This window comes from Nonomuraea mangrovi, assembly GCF_042681425.1.
In the GTDB taxonomy this organism is placed as follows: domain Bacteria; phylum Actinomycetota; class Actinomycetes; order Streptosporangiales; family Streptosporangiaceae; genus Nonomuraea; species Nonomuraea mangrovi.
In genome coordinates, this window is the sequence record NZ_JBHUFV010000029.1 from 18,682 (window position 1) to 32,122 (window position 13,441).

The window sequence follows — 13,441 nt, forward strand, 5'->3', positions numbered from 1 at the left end:
CTGCGGACCGTATCAGGTGCCACCGGTCTCGGCGCCGGCGACCACAGTCCACTTGATGTCCGGCGCCAGGCGCTCCGCGAACGCCTCCATGTTGCCGGTGGCCAGCGACGAGTAGATCTCGGCGACGGTTCGGCGGTTGGTCGATTCGGTCGGGGTGAGGGTCTTCGTCCCGGTTTCCATCATGTACGGCTCCTGGGTGTTCACTGGTCAGCGAACGAGAGGAAGTCGAGCAGCAGCTTGTTGACGGCTTCGGGTGCTTCGAGCGGCATCCAGTGTCCGATGCCGTCCAGGCTCTCGTAACGCCACGAGCCGGTGACGTGCTCGGCTGTGCCGGTCATGGACTGTTCGGTGAGATAGCGGTCGCCGTCGCTCCACACGCCCATGGTGGGTACGGGAAGGGGTGGGATGTCGTCAGGCCTGCCGAGCACCATTTCGGGCGGAACCCCCTTGCGGTAGATCGCCAGTCCCGCGGTCAGTGCTCGGGGATCGCGCATGAGGTCGATGACCTCGTCGGGTTCGGGGTGGGTGGACAGCCAGTCCCGCATGTTCGCGAAGTCGTCCCGGCTCAGCCACTCCTCGGCGATTCCCGCGAAGTGGAACAGCAGGAAGTACCAGGACTTCTCCCGCTGTTCCAGGCCGGCGGACCCCACGGCACCGGGATGGCCGACGGACAGGCAGGTGAGGCTGGTGAACCTGGCGGGCGCGGCTATGGCGGTCAGTTGCGCGAGCGTGGCTCCCCAATCATGGCCGACCAGGTGCGCTTGCCGTACCTCGAAGTGGTCGAGGATGCCCAGCAGGTCGCCGACGTGCAGGGCCAGGTCGTAGCTGTCCACGTCCTGCGGCTTGTCGGAGGCGCCGAAGCCGCGCAGGTCGGGGGCGATCGTACGGTAGCCGGCGGCGTTGAGCGCGGCCGCCTGGTGGCGCCAGAGCGCGTGGGTGTCCGGGTAGCCGTGCACGAGCAGCACTGCCGCGCCCTCCCCGCTGACTTGAACCTCGAGACCGATTCCGTTGACCTCTACACGCATGACACACTCCCGGACACGTGACTCCTTCAAGACGCGGGCGCGAACGAGACCCCACCGTGGCGCCATCGTCCTGCCATTCCCCAGACCGTTCCCTGTCCACATTCCGTCTGACTGATCGCCTGGGACGGCGGGGTCCTGTGCGCTGCGGCGGGCTCGTCGCCAGGCGGCGTTCGTGGGGCGGTCTGCGAGGACGGCATGGCCGGTCTGACCCTGGCGACGCGGTGCTGCCGGACGGGAATCGGCCGGGAAACGGCCTGCAACATGAACTACCGGATGGCTCATTCTGGGCGCGACGCGGCCGAAAAGCGCAGCGTGGTCGGTCTGCGGGTCAGTGGTCGACATGGCGCGCTCGGAAGCACCAAGGAGCCGTTGTGGAGCACTGATCGGCCATGGATCGGTCTGTGAAATCAACAGCGCCGAACCCGAGGATGGGCCGGCATGGCTGGAGAAGGGAGTTTTGATCGTGGAGAAGCAGGTTGACACGGCGAGGTTGCACGAGGTCAGCGCGGGGGTGTTCGCCTGGGTGCAGCCGGACGGCACCTGGTGGGTGAACAACGCCGGAGCCGTGGCGGGCGGCGACGGCGTTCTGATCGTCGACACGTGCGCGACTGAGCAGCGTACCCGCCGATTCCTGACGGCGGTCGCCGAGGCGACCGGCGATGCCCCCGTGCGGATGGCGGTGAACACGCACCAGCATGGGGATCATTCATACGGAAACAGCTTGCTGCCGGACCAGACGGTGATCTTCGGGCATGCGGCGATGCGGGACGCGCTGCTGGCCGACCCCCTCATCGACGGGTGCCCGCCGATCTGGACGCCGGTGCCCGATTGGGGGAACGTGACGCGCCGCGTCCCGTCCGTGGGGTTTCAGTCCGAGTTGACCCTCTTCGCCGGCAAGCGCCGCATCGAGCTGCGGCACCTTGGCCATGCAGCGCACACGGCAGGGGACGTGGTGGTCAGGCTTCCTGAAGAGCGTGTGCTGTACACCGGCGACCTGGTGTTCAACGGCCTCACACCGCTGCTGCTGATGGGGTCGGTGGAAGGGGCGCTGAAGTCGCTGGATTGGCTGGCGGACTTCGAGGCCGAGCACGTCGTACCGGGGCATGGGCCTCTCGCGGCCGCGAGCGATCTGCCGGAGATCTTGGCCGTTCACGAGCGTTACTACCGCTTCGTGCTCGAGGTCGCCCGAAAGGGGCGCGAGAACGGGCTCACACCGCTGGCAGCCGCTCAGGAAGCCGACCTCGGTGAGTTCGCGGGATGGGGGGACGCCGAACGCCTGGTGCTCAACCTCCATCGCGCCTACGCCGAGGCCGTCGGCGGCGAGGTGGATCTCCTCGCCGCTTTCGGCGACACGATGACCTGGAACGGCGGCCCGCTGCCGACGTCTGTCTAGGGCCAAGCCTTGACGAAAAAGGGCGCCCCGCCGTTGCATGGAGCGGCAGGGCGCCCTTTCGTCGCGATCAGCCGGCGTCCGGACGCCGGATCCAGTTCGGCGTCGAACCGGTGGTGGCGCGGACCGTCAGCCGATGGCGGCCTGCAGTTCGCGGCGGAACAGTCCGGGGGCGGGATAGCGGGAGGCGTCGGCGCCCAGGCTCATGATCAGGTCGATGAGGCCGGGTCTGGCCAGGGCGTGCTCGGCGGGGCTCGAGCATCGAGCCTACGTCCGCGAGGGCCCGCACCAGGTCGGGGTGGGACATCTTGGCCGCGTCCAGCGCCCTGATGACCAGCCAGGCCGGGTCGGCGCTCTCGTACCGCTCGCCCTTGAGCACGGAGTCGATCTCGGCGAGCCGGTGCGTGTCCCAGTCGGCCAGCGCCCGGTAGTAGGGTGCGGCCGTGGTCTCCAGCGACTCGGCGAAGGCGAGGCCCAGCTTGACGTGATCCACCACGTCCACGGTGTCGATCGCGTCCCGCAGCAGGGCGCCCTGTACCAGGCTCATCGACAGCCCCAGCCCGAAGGTGGTGTTCGTCGTCGCCCAGGCGTCGCCCACGGCGAGCAGGCCTGTCACCACCGGCAGCCCGTCGGCGACCAAGTCCCGCCGCCTGGTCTGGCCGGCCGACATGACTTGTACGCCGGTGAGCGGCTCGCCATGTCGTGCCCAGTGGGCGTACTCGGGGAACAGTTCGATGGCGCGGTCCCACGCGTCCACCTCCCGCAAGGCCCGCAGGTCCTGGTCGCGGCTTGAGGCCACGAGGATCAGGGACCAGGTGCCGTTGTCGCCAGGCAGGGTGCCGGCGGTGACGGTCTCCTGGTGGATGAGCGGCCAGCGCGTGGCCTCAGGCAACCCGTTGCCGCTGTCACGGTAGTGCCGGGCGTAGTAGACGAACCCCGCCTCGGCTCGCTCCTTGGTGTCGCGGATCGGGCCGAGCTCGGCGAACATCCTGGAGAATTGCGAGTTACGGCCGCTCGCGTTCACGACCAGGTCGGCGTGGAGAACCTCCCCGTCGCGGGTCTCCACTCCGGCATGGTCGTTCCCAGGACTCCCATGACTGCGGGCCCGTCGAGAGTGGTTCTGCGGGGTCGCGTTCGAGCACGGTGACCTGGTGGCCCCGTCCGGCGAGAAGCATTGCGGTGGCCAGGCCGGCCGGCCCGGCTCCGATAACGATCACGTTCATGGTCATACCGCTTACGGTCGGCCCGAGGGCCGTCCGTTCACCAGGCCGGATGATGTCCACCTTCTGCCCATGCGCGGCGACTGCTCATGTGCTCCGGTCCGATGGGCTCCCGGCTGCCATGAGGCGATGCGCCGACTCCGGAGCGAGGGCGAAGTCGGCCGCTGCTTCCGCGTGCAGCCGCGCGCTCGGGAACATCGGGATGCAACTGTACCTTTCATCGATCAGGAGCTCGATTTCCGTGCAGCCGAGGACGACGCCTTCGGCGCCGTCGTCGGCGAGATCGGAGATGATCTGTGCATAGGCATTCCTGGATGATTCCTTCAGAACTCCGCGCACCAGCTCATCGAAGATCACACGATGGATCAGCTCGCGCTGCTCGCGCTCCGGGACGACTACCTCAAAGCCCTGCGCGGCCAGCCGGTCCCGATAGAAGGGCTCTTCCATGGTGAAACGGGTTCCCAGCAGGCCGACCTTGCGCATGCCCTCGGAGCGGACTTCGGCGCCTACGGCGTCCACGATGTGGAGCAGGGGAACACTCGAGGTCCTCGCTACCTGATCAGCCACGCGGTTGAAGGTGTTGCTGCAAATGAGCAGGACGTCAGCACCGAGATCCTCCAGTTTCCGCCCGGCGTCAACGAGCAGCGTGCTCACCTCGTCCCAGCGGTCGGCGAAGATGAGATCTTCGACCGTGGTGTAGTCGACCGACCAGATAAGGCTGTTCGCGGAGTGGCTGCCGCCCAGGCGCTCCCGTACCCGCTGGTTGATGATCTGGTAGTAGATGACGGTCGATTCCCAGCTCAGCCCGCCGATAAGACCGATAGTACGCATGAGACTCCGTTTCGTTACCTCGTGGTGGCAGGCTAGGTGGACTGCATGCTCATTTCACAGGCCGAAAACTGCCCAGTCGTCCCTGGCCAGGGAAAAAGGGCTCTGCGATCCCCTGCTGACGGCGCCGACGCGAGCGCCGTACCGGCGAGGGGGACGGCCCGGCCGCGTGGCGTCAGAGAGAACGGCCGAAGGCGGCCTCCGGTAGGAGGCCGCCTTCGGTGAGCGGGTACCGGCCGTGGCCGGTGAGGCCGAGGTGTGTCAGCGGATGTCGCCGGCGGCGCGGCGGATGAGGTCGGTGACGGCTGCGGGTTCGGAGACAGAGATCGCGTGTGAGGCGCGCTAGATGGTGACGGTGTGGGAGCGGGCGCGCTTGGCCATCCACCGCTGGGCCCTGGGCGGGATGTTGTAGTCCTTGCCGGCGATCAGGGCGTAGGAGCGGATGTCTTTCCAGGCGGCCTTCGTGGCCTTCTCCTCCAGGGCGAGGGTGGAGACCGGCCGCTGGGTGGCTGCCATGATCGCGGCGGTCGTGGCAGGCACGTCGGCGGCGAACTGCTTGCGGAACCTGTCCTGGTTGATGGTCAGCTCGGTGCCGGTGCCGCCGTCGGGCAGGGGGTAGGAGGCCTTGCTCAGGGTTTCGCCCAGGGTGCTGCCGGGGTACTTGCCGGCCAGTTCGGCGGCGCTCTCGCCGGCGTCGGGGATGAACGCGGCGATGTAGACCAGCGCCTTGACGTCCGGGTCGGCGGCGGCGGCCTGGCTGATGACCGAGCCGCCATAGGAGTGGCCGACCAGGACCACGGGCCCGTCCACAGTGTCCAGGACGCTACGCAGGTAGGCGGCGTCGCTGCTCAGTCCGCGCAGGGGGTTGGCGGTGGCGATGACGCGATAGCCGTCGCGTTGCAGGCGCCGGATGACGTCGGACCAGCTGGAGGCGTCGGCGAAGGCGCCGTGGACAAGGACGATGGTTGGCTTGGCCTTGGATGTCTCGTCGTGCTGCGAGGCGGCGGCACTGCTGCTCGCCGCGGTGGCGGTCAGCAGCGAGCCGACCACGATCGGAGCGATGGCCATGGTGGCGAGGGTGCGAACGACCGAGCGGGTGGGGGAGGAACGAGACATGACGGTTTTCCTTCGAGGTTGTCGCCGGGAGATGGCGGTCTTGCGGGGGCGAGTCGCGGGTGTGCCGCGTCATGCCACGGCTTTGACGGCCTTGAGGATGACATCGGCGACGGCGGCGGGCTGGGAGGCGGGCAACGCGTGCGAGGCGCCGGGGATCTCTACCTGCTCGCGGGCGCCGGCCCGTTCCGCCATGAACCGGTGGGCGGCAAGCGGGATGTTGAAGTCGAGCTCGGGATAGACGAACCAGGACGGCAGATGCCGCCAGGCCGGTGCACCGGACTTGTCCTGCAGGGCCCGGTCGTTCAACGGCCGCTGGGTGACGGCGTCCAATGCGGCGCGCTCTGGCGGCAGGTCGGCGGCGAACTGCTGGTGGTAGCGCTCCTGACGGATGTACAGATCGGTGCTGCTGTCGGGCAGCGCGACCGCGTTCAGGGTCTCGCCGAGTGTGCTGCCGGGAAAGCGGCCGCTTAGCTCGGCGATGCTCTCGCCTTCCTCGGGGGCGAACGCGGCCACGAACACCAGCGCCTTGACCCGGTCGTCGCCACGGACGGCACCCGAGATCACCTGGCCGCCGTAGGAATGGCCGACCAGGACGACCGGGCCGTCGATCGAGGCCACCAGGCCCGCGACGACGTCGGCGTCACCCGACAGGCTGCGCAGCGGGTTGGCGGCGGCGATCACGCTCAGATCATGCTCACGCAGCCTGGTGATGACGCCGTTCCAGCTGGCCGACTCGGCGAAAGCCCCATGGACGAGAACGACGGTAGGCGACGTGGTCATGATCCCTCCTTGAGGGTCTTCAGCGCGGTGGACAGGAAGTCGACGGCCTGGCGGATGGCCCTTTCGGCGGCGTGGGTGCCGCGCAGGGCGTTGAGCATCACGAAGTCGTGGATGACACCCTGGTAGCGCACAGCGGTGACCGCGACCCCGGCCGCCCGCAGCTTGCTCGCGTACGCCTCACCCTCGTCGCGCAGTACGTCGGCTTCGGCGGTGATGACCAGCGCCGGCGGCAGCCCTGCCAGCTCCTCCAGGCTCGCCCGCAGCGGCGAGGCGGTGATCTGCGCACGCTCGGCGGGATCGGTGGTGTACTGGTCCCAGAACCACTGCATGCCGTCGCGCCGCAGAAAATACCCTTCGGCGAACTCGTGGTAGGAGCCGGTCTCGAAGGCGGCGTCGGTCACCGGATAGAACAACACCTGCGCCGCCAGCGCGATCCCGCCACGCTCCTTGGCCATCAACGTCAGCGCGATGGCCATGTTCCCGCCGACCGAATCGCCCGCGACCGCCAGGCGGGAGGCGTCCAGGCCATGGGCGGCGCTGTGCTCGACCACCCAGCGGGCGGCGGTGTGGATTTGTTCGATCGCGACCGGGTAGCGGGCCTCGGGCGAAGCGCTGTAGTTGACGAACACCACCGCCGCGCCCACGCCGCGGGCCAGCTCGCGGGCAAGACGGCCGTGGGTGTGGTCGTTGCCGAACACCCAGCCCGCCCCGTGCACATAGATGATCACCGGCAGGGGGCCGCTCACGCCCGCCGGCCGGAACACGCTCACCGTCAGTCCGTCGGCGACCGTGAGAATCTCCTTGCTGGTGCCCGGCACCTCGATCTCGGGCGTCTGAGCCTCGTCCACGGCCTTGCGGCCGTCGGCGGGATCGAGGTCGAAGAGGAAGGGCGGGTTGGCGGTGGCCTCGGCGAAGGCCTGCGCGGCCCTTTCGAGAACCGGTTTGACAGTGGACATCCTGGCCTCTTTCCCTGTGCATGACGTGCCGCTGCGGCCTCACGCACCTCAGGCTGGCAAACCTGCCTTTCCGGACACATCAGTAAATTGACTGGTCTGTCGCCGGCTGCATCCTGAAGAGAGGGGACCTATCTCCTCCGCGGGCGGGGAGACGGCCTGTCGGTGTCAGCGCCGGTCGGCCAGGGCGGCTTTGAGAAAGCTGCCGCCCTGCCTGAGCGCGGCCACGGTGGGCGGGCTGTCGCGCAGCGGATTGAGGGACGCGAAGTCGTGGACCGTCCCCAGGTAGCGCACGCAGGTCACCGGTACGCCCGCCCGCCGCAACAGGCGGGCGTACTGCTCGCCCTCGTCCCGCACGACGTCCGCCTCCGCCGATACGACCAGGGCGGGAGGCAGCCCCGACAGGTCCGCCGTGGTGGCCCGCAGCGGCGAGGCAGTGGGTTCGGCGAGCTCATCGCCGTCGTCGGTGTACTGCTGCCAGTACCATTCCACAGCCGCGCGCGTCAGGAGGTAGCCGGATGCGAACTGCTTCCGGGAGGCGGTGTCGCAGTGCGGGGCGGTCGTCGGATAGTAGAGCAGCTGCGCGCGGATGCGGGGGCCACCGCGCTGCTTGGCCATCATGGTGAGCGCCGTCGCCATGGTCGCACCGGCACAGTCGCCGGCCACCGCCACCCTCCGGCCATCCAGGCCCAGGCCCGACGCCTGCTCGACCAGCCATGTCAGCACCGCGTAGGACTCTTCGAGCGCGACCGGGTAGCGGGCCTCCGGGGTGCGGGTGTACTCGGGGACCACGAAAGCGGCGCCGCTGGCGGCTGCGAGCTCACAGATCATGCGCGCGTGCGTCCGCGCGTCGCCGAGCATCCAGCGGCCGCCGTGCAGGTACACGACCATGGGTAGAGGACCGGCCGTCCGTGGAGGCCGGAAGATCCAGAAGCCGACGAGCCCGGACGGGCCCACCGGCGCCACGGCGTACTCGGCGTCCACATCGAAGTCGTCGTGCGCGTGGCCCTGGATCTCCAGGAGCGCCTGCCGGCCGTCGACCGGGCCGAGCTGGTGCAGGTAGGGCGGTGCGGCCGAGGCCTCGACGAACCGCTGAACGACGGGATCGAGGACGACCGCACAGCGGTCGGGCCCTCCTGCGCCCGTGACGGGCTCGAAACTCACGCGGCCTCACCTTTCCAGTCGTCGAAGGGATCATCGAGCAGCGGCGCACCGGCCGTTGCGGCGAGCATCCTCGTCTCCGCTCTCGATCCGCGAGGGCCGGAAGGAGCGTCCTCCAGAGGGCTCGACGTGGCGGTCACAGATCGCCCAGCAGAGCGCGGAGCTGGTTGCGGCTGGTCACACCGAGTTTCGGATACACGTTGTAGAGGTGGTAGCTGACCGTGCGGGGCGAGAGCATGAGCTGCTCGGCGATCTCCCGGTTGCGCAGTCCCTGTGCTGCCAGCCGTACGATCTGGCGCTGCTGGGCGGTCAGCCCCGCCAGCGCATCGGCCGGTGCGGGAGAGCCGGCGACGCCGCTCGCCCGCAGCTCACCTCGTGCCTCCTCGGCCAGGCCGATCGCGCCGAGCCGGTTGAACGACTCCAGCGCCGTGGCCAGGAGCGGGCGGGCGTCCAGCGGGCGCCGCCGCCTGCGCAGCCACTGGGCGTAGTGCAGCCTCGCCTGGGCCCGGGCCAGCGGCCACTCCTCGCCCGCCGGGTTCACCGTGGCGAGCCGGAAGTGGTGCTCGGCGTCCTTCGGGTCGCCGATAAGTGCGGCGGCGTGGTGAAGCAGCAGCGTCATCCGGGTCGTCGGCCGCGGGCCCAACGCGGTGCGCACCGCCGCCACGATGCGGGCCGCCTCTTCCCCCTGGCCCGTCCGCTGGGCGGCCGCGGCGAGGTCGGCGACCGACCGGTGCGACAGGAAGTAGTGCAAAGGTGCGCCGTCCTCGTCGAACAGCAGCCGGAACTGGCGAAACGCGCCGTCGAAGTCGCCCGCCGACACGGCGGCGATGCCGGCGGCGTGCAGCAAGCGCGCGTGTGTGGCCCGGTTCTCCTCCAGGCCGACGGCCGTCCAAGCCGGGTCGGCCGGCATGACGACGGGCTGACCGCGCAGGGCTTGGAGGGTCACCCGCAGCGCCTCGACGTCGATCTCCAGGTGCCGCAGCTTGTGGACGGCCGCGAGCGTCCCGGCCTCCTCCAGCAGGTCGTCGGCCTCCGCCCACCGCCCGGTGTCGATCAGCGCCGAACCCGTCAACGCCAGCGTAGGAGCGGCAACGCCCATGGAGCCGTACGTGCGGAACATGGCGTACGCCTGCCGGAGGGACTCCACGCACAGCTCGGACTCGTCGGCCGCCCAGGCGATGCAGCCAACGGCGCTCAACCGGTTCATCTGCGCGACGCCGACCAGCGGCTCCGGCGGATTCGGCCGCAAGGTCCGCCGCAACAGCTCGGGGGCGTTCGTCGGCTCGGCCCCGGCCAGGGTGGAGGCCCGGACCGCGTCGAAGGCCGCGATGGTCCCCAGCTCCGCGTAGGGCGTGTCGCCGCCCCCGGTCTCGATCCGGTCGAGCAGGCCCGCTATCCGCTCCCTGACCTCGGGCAGCCCCGACTGGAACGCGACTCCCTGGAGCACGGCGGTCAGGGCGAGCGCCGTCGTACCATGCTTCGGGGGCTTCGGCTCCAGCGCTTCGAGCAGCACCTTGAACGACTCCCGCTGGTGGCCGAACAACGACAGGGCCATGCCGGCGCCGCACGCCGCCAGGCCCAGCACGTCCGGATCATGAGTCAGCGCCGTGACCTTGTCGTACAGCTCGCGCACCCACGATGGGTCGCCGGCGTTGTTGGCGGCCCTGAGCGCCTTGGCGTACCGGCGTGCCCGGTCCCCGGCGGCGAGACTGCACTCCGCCGACCGCTCCAGCGCCCGCGCCGCCGCGAAGAACCCGCCACGCCGCTCGGCGAGCTCCGCGGTGTCCTCCAGGGCCGCCGCCACCGACTCGTCGCGGCCGAGGCACGCGGCGGCCAGATGCCAGGCCCGGCGGGCCGGATCCGCCGTCAGAACGGCCGCGAGGTTGCGATGCGCCCGCTGCCGGAGGTAGGCCGGGGCCCCGTGATACGAGCCCGCCCGTGCCAGCGGATGCCGGAAGGCGACTCGCCCGTCCGCGACGGTGACCAGGCCGGCGGCCTCGGCGGGAGCCCATACCGCGATATCCGGCCCCGCGCCGGCGGCGGCCATGATCGTGGCGAGGTCTTCGTACTCCGACGCCGCCGCGTACAGGATCAGCCGCCGGGTGATCTCCGGCAGGCCGTGCAGACGCGCTGCGTACATCTGCTGGATGCGCTCCGTCTGAGGCAGCCCACCACCGGGCAGCGCTCTCGTGCCACCCATCTTGGCCGCCCGGCACAGCTCGATGATGGCCAGCGGGTTTCCGCCGGCTTGCAGGAGCACATCGATCCGCGTACGGCCGGTGGGCGGGTGCGGTTGAGCGTCCACCAGCTCGGCCGCGGCCTGCTCGCTCAATGGCCCCAGCAGCAGCGTGGGCAGGTCCCCTGCGACACCGTCCGGAGGCGTCTGCCCACGCGAAGTCAGCAGCACCGAAACGTCCTCCGCCGCGATACGGCGGGCCACGAAGCCGAGGACGTCGAGAGAGTCGCGGTCGCAGTGCTGGACGTCGTCCACGACCAGCAGGACGGGCCGCCGCCGGGAGACGCCTGTCAGCAACGTCAGGACGGCCACCCGCAGCAGCATCGGATCAAGCTGCCCGCCCACCGGAGCGATGCCCACCGCGCTCTCCAGCGCCCCCCGCAGATGCTCGGCAAGAGTGCCGACCTCCGGCAGGACAGGAAGAAGCAACTGGTGCAAGGACGCGAAGGACTGCTGCGATTCCGCTTCGCTGCCTTGACACGTCAGTACGACTCTTCCGCTGCCACGCGCATGGTCGGCGACGGCAGCCACCAACCTCGTCTTGCCCGCGCCGGCCTCGCCAAGCAGGATCAGCATCCGCGATTCGCCGCGCTCCGCCTCGATGACGTCCAGGATGCGACGGACCTCGGACCGCCGACCGACCAGTGTCATAGCCGGCTCGGCCCAACGCGTGGCGCTGTGCCCGCCGTCTCTACGATGCCTGCTCCGGAGGAACTGGTGGACCAGGCGCAAGGGGCACAACCGGTCAGTTCGTTCACGGCATGCCTCCTCTCCCGTCGCATCACTGTCCTGAGGCCGGCGACTACTCGGCCAGGCAGGCCACAGCGCCGGAGCGGTAACGCATCCTCCCATGCCGCTCACACATGGCATCGGCCACCCGGGAGCATCCGATGGCGTCGCTCATGGCTGGTCTCTGATCGAGGTGGCCAAACGCCTGGGCGGTGGACCGATGCGTGCGGCCGGCCGTTGGTCGATGTCGGGCGGGTCGGATGCCGGTTTGGGTTCAGGCCGGGATGAGGTCGAACATGATGGGCAGGACCTTCTGGCCGGAAGGTGAAGCCCAGTCGGCGGCGAGTTCCGCCAGGACCTGGTTGGTGGAGGTGATGTCGGCGCCGGCGCGTTCCATGCGGCGCAGGGCGATGTCATCGGCATCCTTGGTGATGGACGCGCCGGCGTCGGCGACCACCTGGACGCGGTAGCCCTGCCGCAGGGCGGTGAGCACCGGGTAGACGGTGCAGACGTCGTTGGTGACGCCGGCGACGATGAGATTGCGCCGGCGGGTGGCCTCTACCGCCGCGGCGAACGCGGGGTCCTGGAGAGCGTCGACGGTGCCCTGGCGGCGGATGCGGCCGGCATACTCCTCGGGGGCGACGTCGGCGAAGTCCGACAGCAGCGGGCCCTGAGCCTGCTCCTCCAGCGAGGAGGTCAGCACCAGCGGCATCTCCAGGGCCTTGGCGCCGCGCGCCAGGGCCAGCGCCCGGGTCTTGAGCTCCTCGAACGGGGTCGAGGCAGCCCATCGCATGGTGCCGACCTGGTGGTCGATCAGCAGGATCGCGGCGTCGTCCGGGGTGAAAAGGGTGGTTGTCATGGTGCGTTTCCTTGCGATGTGATCGATGGAGAGATGGCCAGCGACATAGGTGTATGTGACTGGCCAGAGGTCATTCCGTGCACCTGTGCCAGGTCCTCCGGCGGGGACGGCTCCGCCGGTGTGCCACCGGCAGGGGCCGGTCGGGCGGCCCCGCCGTTGGCACCGGCGCATTCCGTCAGAGCGAGGAGAGGACCCGGATCCGGTCGGCCATGACACGCTTGGCCACGTCGGAGGTGAAGGCGATGCTCTCGAACTCATGCGGCACGCCCGGGTGAAGGTGGAACTCGACCGGGACGCCGGCCTGGCTGAGCCGCAGGGCGTAGGTGAGGTCCTCGTCGCGGAAGATGTCCAGCTGGCCGACCTCGATATAGGCCGGGGGCAGTCCGGCCGGATCGGCCACCCGTGCGGGTGCGGCGTGGGCCGGCACGTCGGGGCCGGCGATGGCGTCGCCCAGCAGCGCGCCCCAGCCGGTGCGGTTGTCGTCCCAGGACCACAGCGCGTACGGCGCCAGCTGCGGGTCGGGGGTGAGGGTGCGGTCGTCGAGCATCGGCATGACCAGTATCTGCTGGGCGATCGCGGGCCCCTGCCGATCTCGCGCCAGGATCGAGACCGCCGCGGCGATCCCACCGCCGGCGCTGTCGCCGAAGACCGCGATGCGGGCCGGATCGACGCCGAGTACGGCGGCGTTCTCGTGCAGCCATACGAGGCCGGCGTAGGCGTCCTCGACCGGGGTCGGGTGCGGGTGCTCGGGAGCGAGCCGGTAGTCCACCGAGAGGATCGGGGTGCCGCTGGCGGAGACGTAGCGGGAGATAGCGCCGTCGAACAGCCCGACGTGGCCGAGGATCATGCCGCCGCCGTGGAAGTAGACGGCCGCCGGTCCGGGCTCGCTGGGCGCGCCCTGCTTGGTGTACCAGCGCAGCAGGATCTTCTCGCCGTCGGAGGCGAGCAGGTGGTGGTCGGTGATCGTGACGTCGGCAGGCCTCGGCTGGGCCGTGTCGGCGTGGGCGATGAGCCCTTCCAGCGCGGCGCGGCGGCCGGCGACGTCCCCGACCGGCGGGGGCGTGCTGCCGGCCATCGCCGCGGCGATCGGCGCAAGGGCATCGGCAACCTGGGGATCAAGAGCGAAAGGCATGACAGTACTCCG

General features: G+C 69.9%; 13 protein-coding genes. 1 reads left to right on the top strand and 12 read right to left on the bottom strand.

Annotated features, from left to right (window positions below):
* Window positions 1-12: 12 nt before the first annotated feature.
* On the bottom strand, window positions 13-183 hold the full coding sequence (locus ACFSKW_RS18075; RefSeq protein WP_379573422.1) for a nuclear transport factor 2-like protein: 171 nt from the start codon (window positions 181-183) through the stop codon (window positions 13-15).
* A 17-nt stretch (window positions 184-200) separates the two neighbouring features.
* A complete protein-coding gene (locus tag ACFSKW_RS18080) occupies window positions 201-1,025 on the bottom strand; it encodes an alpha/beta fold hydrolase (RefSeq protein WP_379573423.1) in 825 nt (274 codons plus the stop codon).
* 340 nt (window positions 1,026-1,365) lie between these two features.
* On the opposite strand from ACFSKW_RS18080, the gene ACFSKW_RS18085 reads away from it, so the two are divergent.
* A complete protein-coding gene (locus tag ACFSKW_RS18085; RefSeq protein ID WP_379573424.1) occupies window positions 1,366-2,418 on the top strand; it encodes an MBL fold metallo-hydrolase in 1,053 nt (350 codons plus the stop codon).
* Between the two features lie 67 nt (window positions 2,419-2,485).
* On the opposite strand, the gene ACFSKW_RS18090 is transcribed toward ACFSKW_RS18085, so the two are convergent.
* The 10 genes from ACFSKW_RS18090 to ACFSKW_RS18135 all read right to left on the bottom strand — a co-directional run bounded on the left by ACFSKW_RS18090 (window position 2,486) and on the right by ACFSKW_RS18135 (window position 13,429).
* Complete coding sequence (locus tag ACFSKW_RS18090; protein ID WP_379573425.1) at window positions 2,486-3,481, bottom strand: NAD(P)/FAD-dependent oxidoreductase; 996 nt, start codon at window positions 3,479-3,481, stop codon at window positions 2,486-2,488.
* Entirely contained in the window at window positions 3,420-3,644 is a 225-nt protein-coding gene (locus tag ACFSKW_RS18095; RefSeq protein ID WP_379573426.1) for an FAD-dependent oxidoreductase, read from the bottom strand. The genes ACFSKW_RS18090 and ACFSKW_RS18095 overlap by 62 nt, the downstream gene beginning before the upstream one ends.
* A gap of 78 nt (window positions 3,645-3,722) precedes the next feature.
* Entirely contained in the window at window positions 3,723-4,466 is a 744-nt protein-coding gene (locus ACFSKW_RS18100; RefSeq protein WP_379573427.1) for an aspartate/glutamate racemase family protein, read from the bottom strand.
* Window positions 4,467-4,805: 339 nt separating this feature from the next.
* Entirely contained in the window at window positions 4,806-5,579 is a 774-nt protein-coding gene (locus ACFSKW_RS18105; RefSeq protein ID WP_379573428.1) for an alpha/beta hydrolase, read from the bottom strand.
* A 69-nt stretch (window positions 5,580-5,648) separates the two neighbouring features.
* A complete protein-coding gene (locus ACFSKW_RS18110; protein ID WP_379573429.1) occupies window positions 5,649-6,359 on the bottom strand; it encodes an alpha/beta fold hydrolase in 711 nt (236 codons plus the stop codon).
* On the bottom strand, window positions 6,356-7,315 hold the full coding sequence (locus ACFSKW_RS18115; protein WP_379573430.1) for an alpha/beta hydrolase: 960 nt from the start codon (window positions 7,313-7,315) through the stop codon (window positions 6,356-6,358). The genes ACFSKW_RS18110 and ACFSKW_RS18115 overlap by 4 nt, the downstream gene beginning before the upstream one ends.
* 165 nt (window positions 7,316-7,480) lie before the next feature.
* Window positions 7,481-8,476 (bottom strand): alpha/beta hydrolase, encoded by a 996-nt coding sequence (locus ACFSKW_RS18120; protein WP_379573431.1) that lies wholly within the window; start codon window positions 8,474-8,476, stop codon window positions 7,481-7,483.
* Window positions 8,477-8,609: 133 nt separating this feature from the next.
* The gene (locus ACFSKW_RS18125) at window positions 8,610-11,579 is read right to left on the bottom strand and encodes a helix-turn-helix transcriptional regulator (protein ID WP_379573432.1); all 2,970 of its coding nucleotides are present in this window, start codon (window positions 11,577-11,579) and stop codon (window positions 8,610-8,612) included.
* Between the two features lie 133 nt (window positions 11,580-11,712).
* Window positions 11,713-12,297: an isochorismatase family protein gene (locus tag ACFSKW_RS18130; protein ID WP_379573433.1), complete on the bottom strand. Its 585-nt coding sequence runs from the start codon at window positions 12,295-12,297 to the stop codon at window positions 11,713-11,715.
* Between the two features lie 175 nt (window positions 12,298-12,472).
* Complete coding sequence (locus tag ACFSKW_RS18135; RefSeq protein ID WP_379573434.1) at window positions 12,473-13,429, bottom strand: alpha/beta hydrolase; 957 nt, start codon at window positions 13,427-13,429, stop codon at window positions 12,473-12,475.
* Window positions 13,430-13,441: the final 12 nt, after the last annotated feature.

What these genes read in the sequence shown, in the direction of transcription:
- ACFSKW_RS18075 (WP_379573422.1), bottom strand. Translation starts at nt 183, where the DNA reads ATGATGGAAACCGGGACGAAGACCCTCACCCCGACCGAATCGACCAAC.
- ACFSKW_RS18080 (WP_379573423.1), bottom strand. Translation starts at nt 1,025, where the DNA reads ATGCGTGTAGAGGTCAACGGAATCGGTCTCGAGGTTCAAGTCAGCGGG.
- ACFSKW_RS18085 (WP_379573424.1), top strand. Translation starts at nt 1,366, where the DNA reads ATGGCGCGCTCGGAAGCACCAAGGAGCCGTTGTGGAGCACTGATCGGC.
- ACFSKW_RS18095 (WP_379573426.1), bottom strand. Translation starts at nt 3,644, where the DNA reads ATGACCATGAACGTGATCGTTATCGGAGCCGGGCCGGCCGGCCTGGCC.
- ACFSKW_RS18100 (WP_379573427.1), bottom strand. Translation starts at nt 4,466, where the DNA reads ATGCGTACTATCGGTCTTATCGGCGGGCTGAGCTGGGAATCGACCGTC.
- ACFSKW_RS18105 (WP_379573428.1), bottom strand. Translation starts at nt 5,579, where the DNA reads ATGTCTCGTTCCTCCCCCACCCGCTCGGTCGTTCGCACCCTCGCCACC.
- ACFSKW_RS18110 (WP_379573429.1), bottom strand. Translation starts at nt 6,359, where the DNA reads ATGACCACGTCGCCTACCGTCGTTCTCGTCCATGGGGCTTTCGCCGAG.
- ACFSKW_RS18115 (WP_379573430.1), bottom strand. Translation starts at nt 7,315, where the DNA reads ATGTCCACTGTCAAACCGGTTCTCGAAAGGGCCGCGCAGGCCTTCGCC.
- ACFSKW_RS18125 (WP_379573432.1), bottom strand. Translation starts at nt 11,579, where the DNA reads ATGCCATGTGTGAGCGGCATGGGAGGATGCGTTACCGCTCCGGCGCTG.
- ACFSKW_RS18130 (WP_379573433.1), bottom strand. Translation starts at nt 12,297, where the DNA reads ATGACAACCACCCTTTTCACCCCGGACGACGCCGCGATCCTGCTGATC.
- ACFSKW_RS18135 (WP_379573434.1), bottom strand. Translation starts at nt 13,429, where the DNA reads ATGCCTTTCGCTCTTGATCCCCAGGTTGCCGATGCCCTTGCGCCGATC.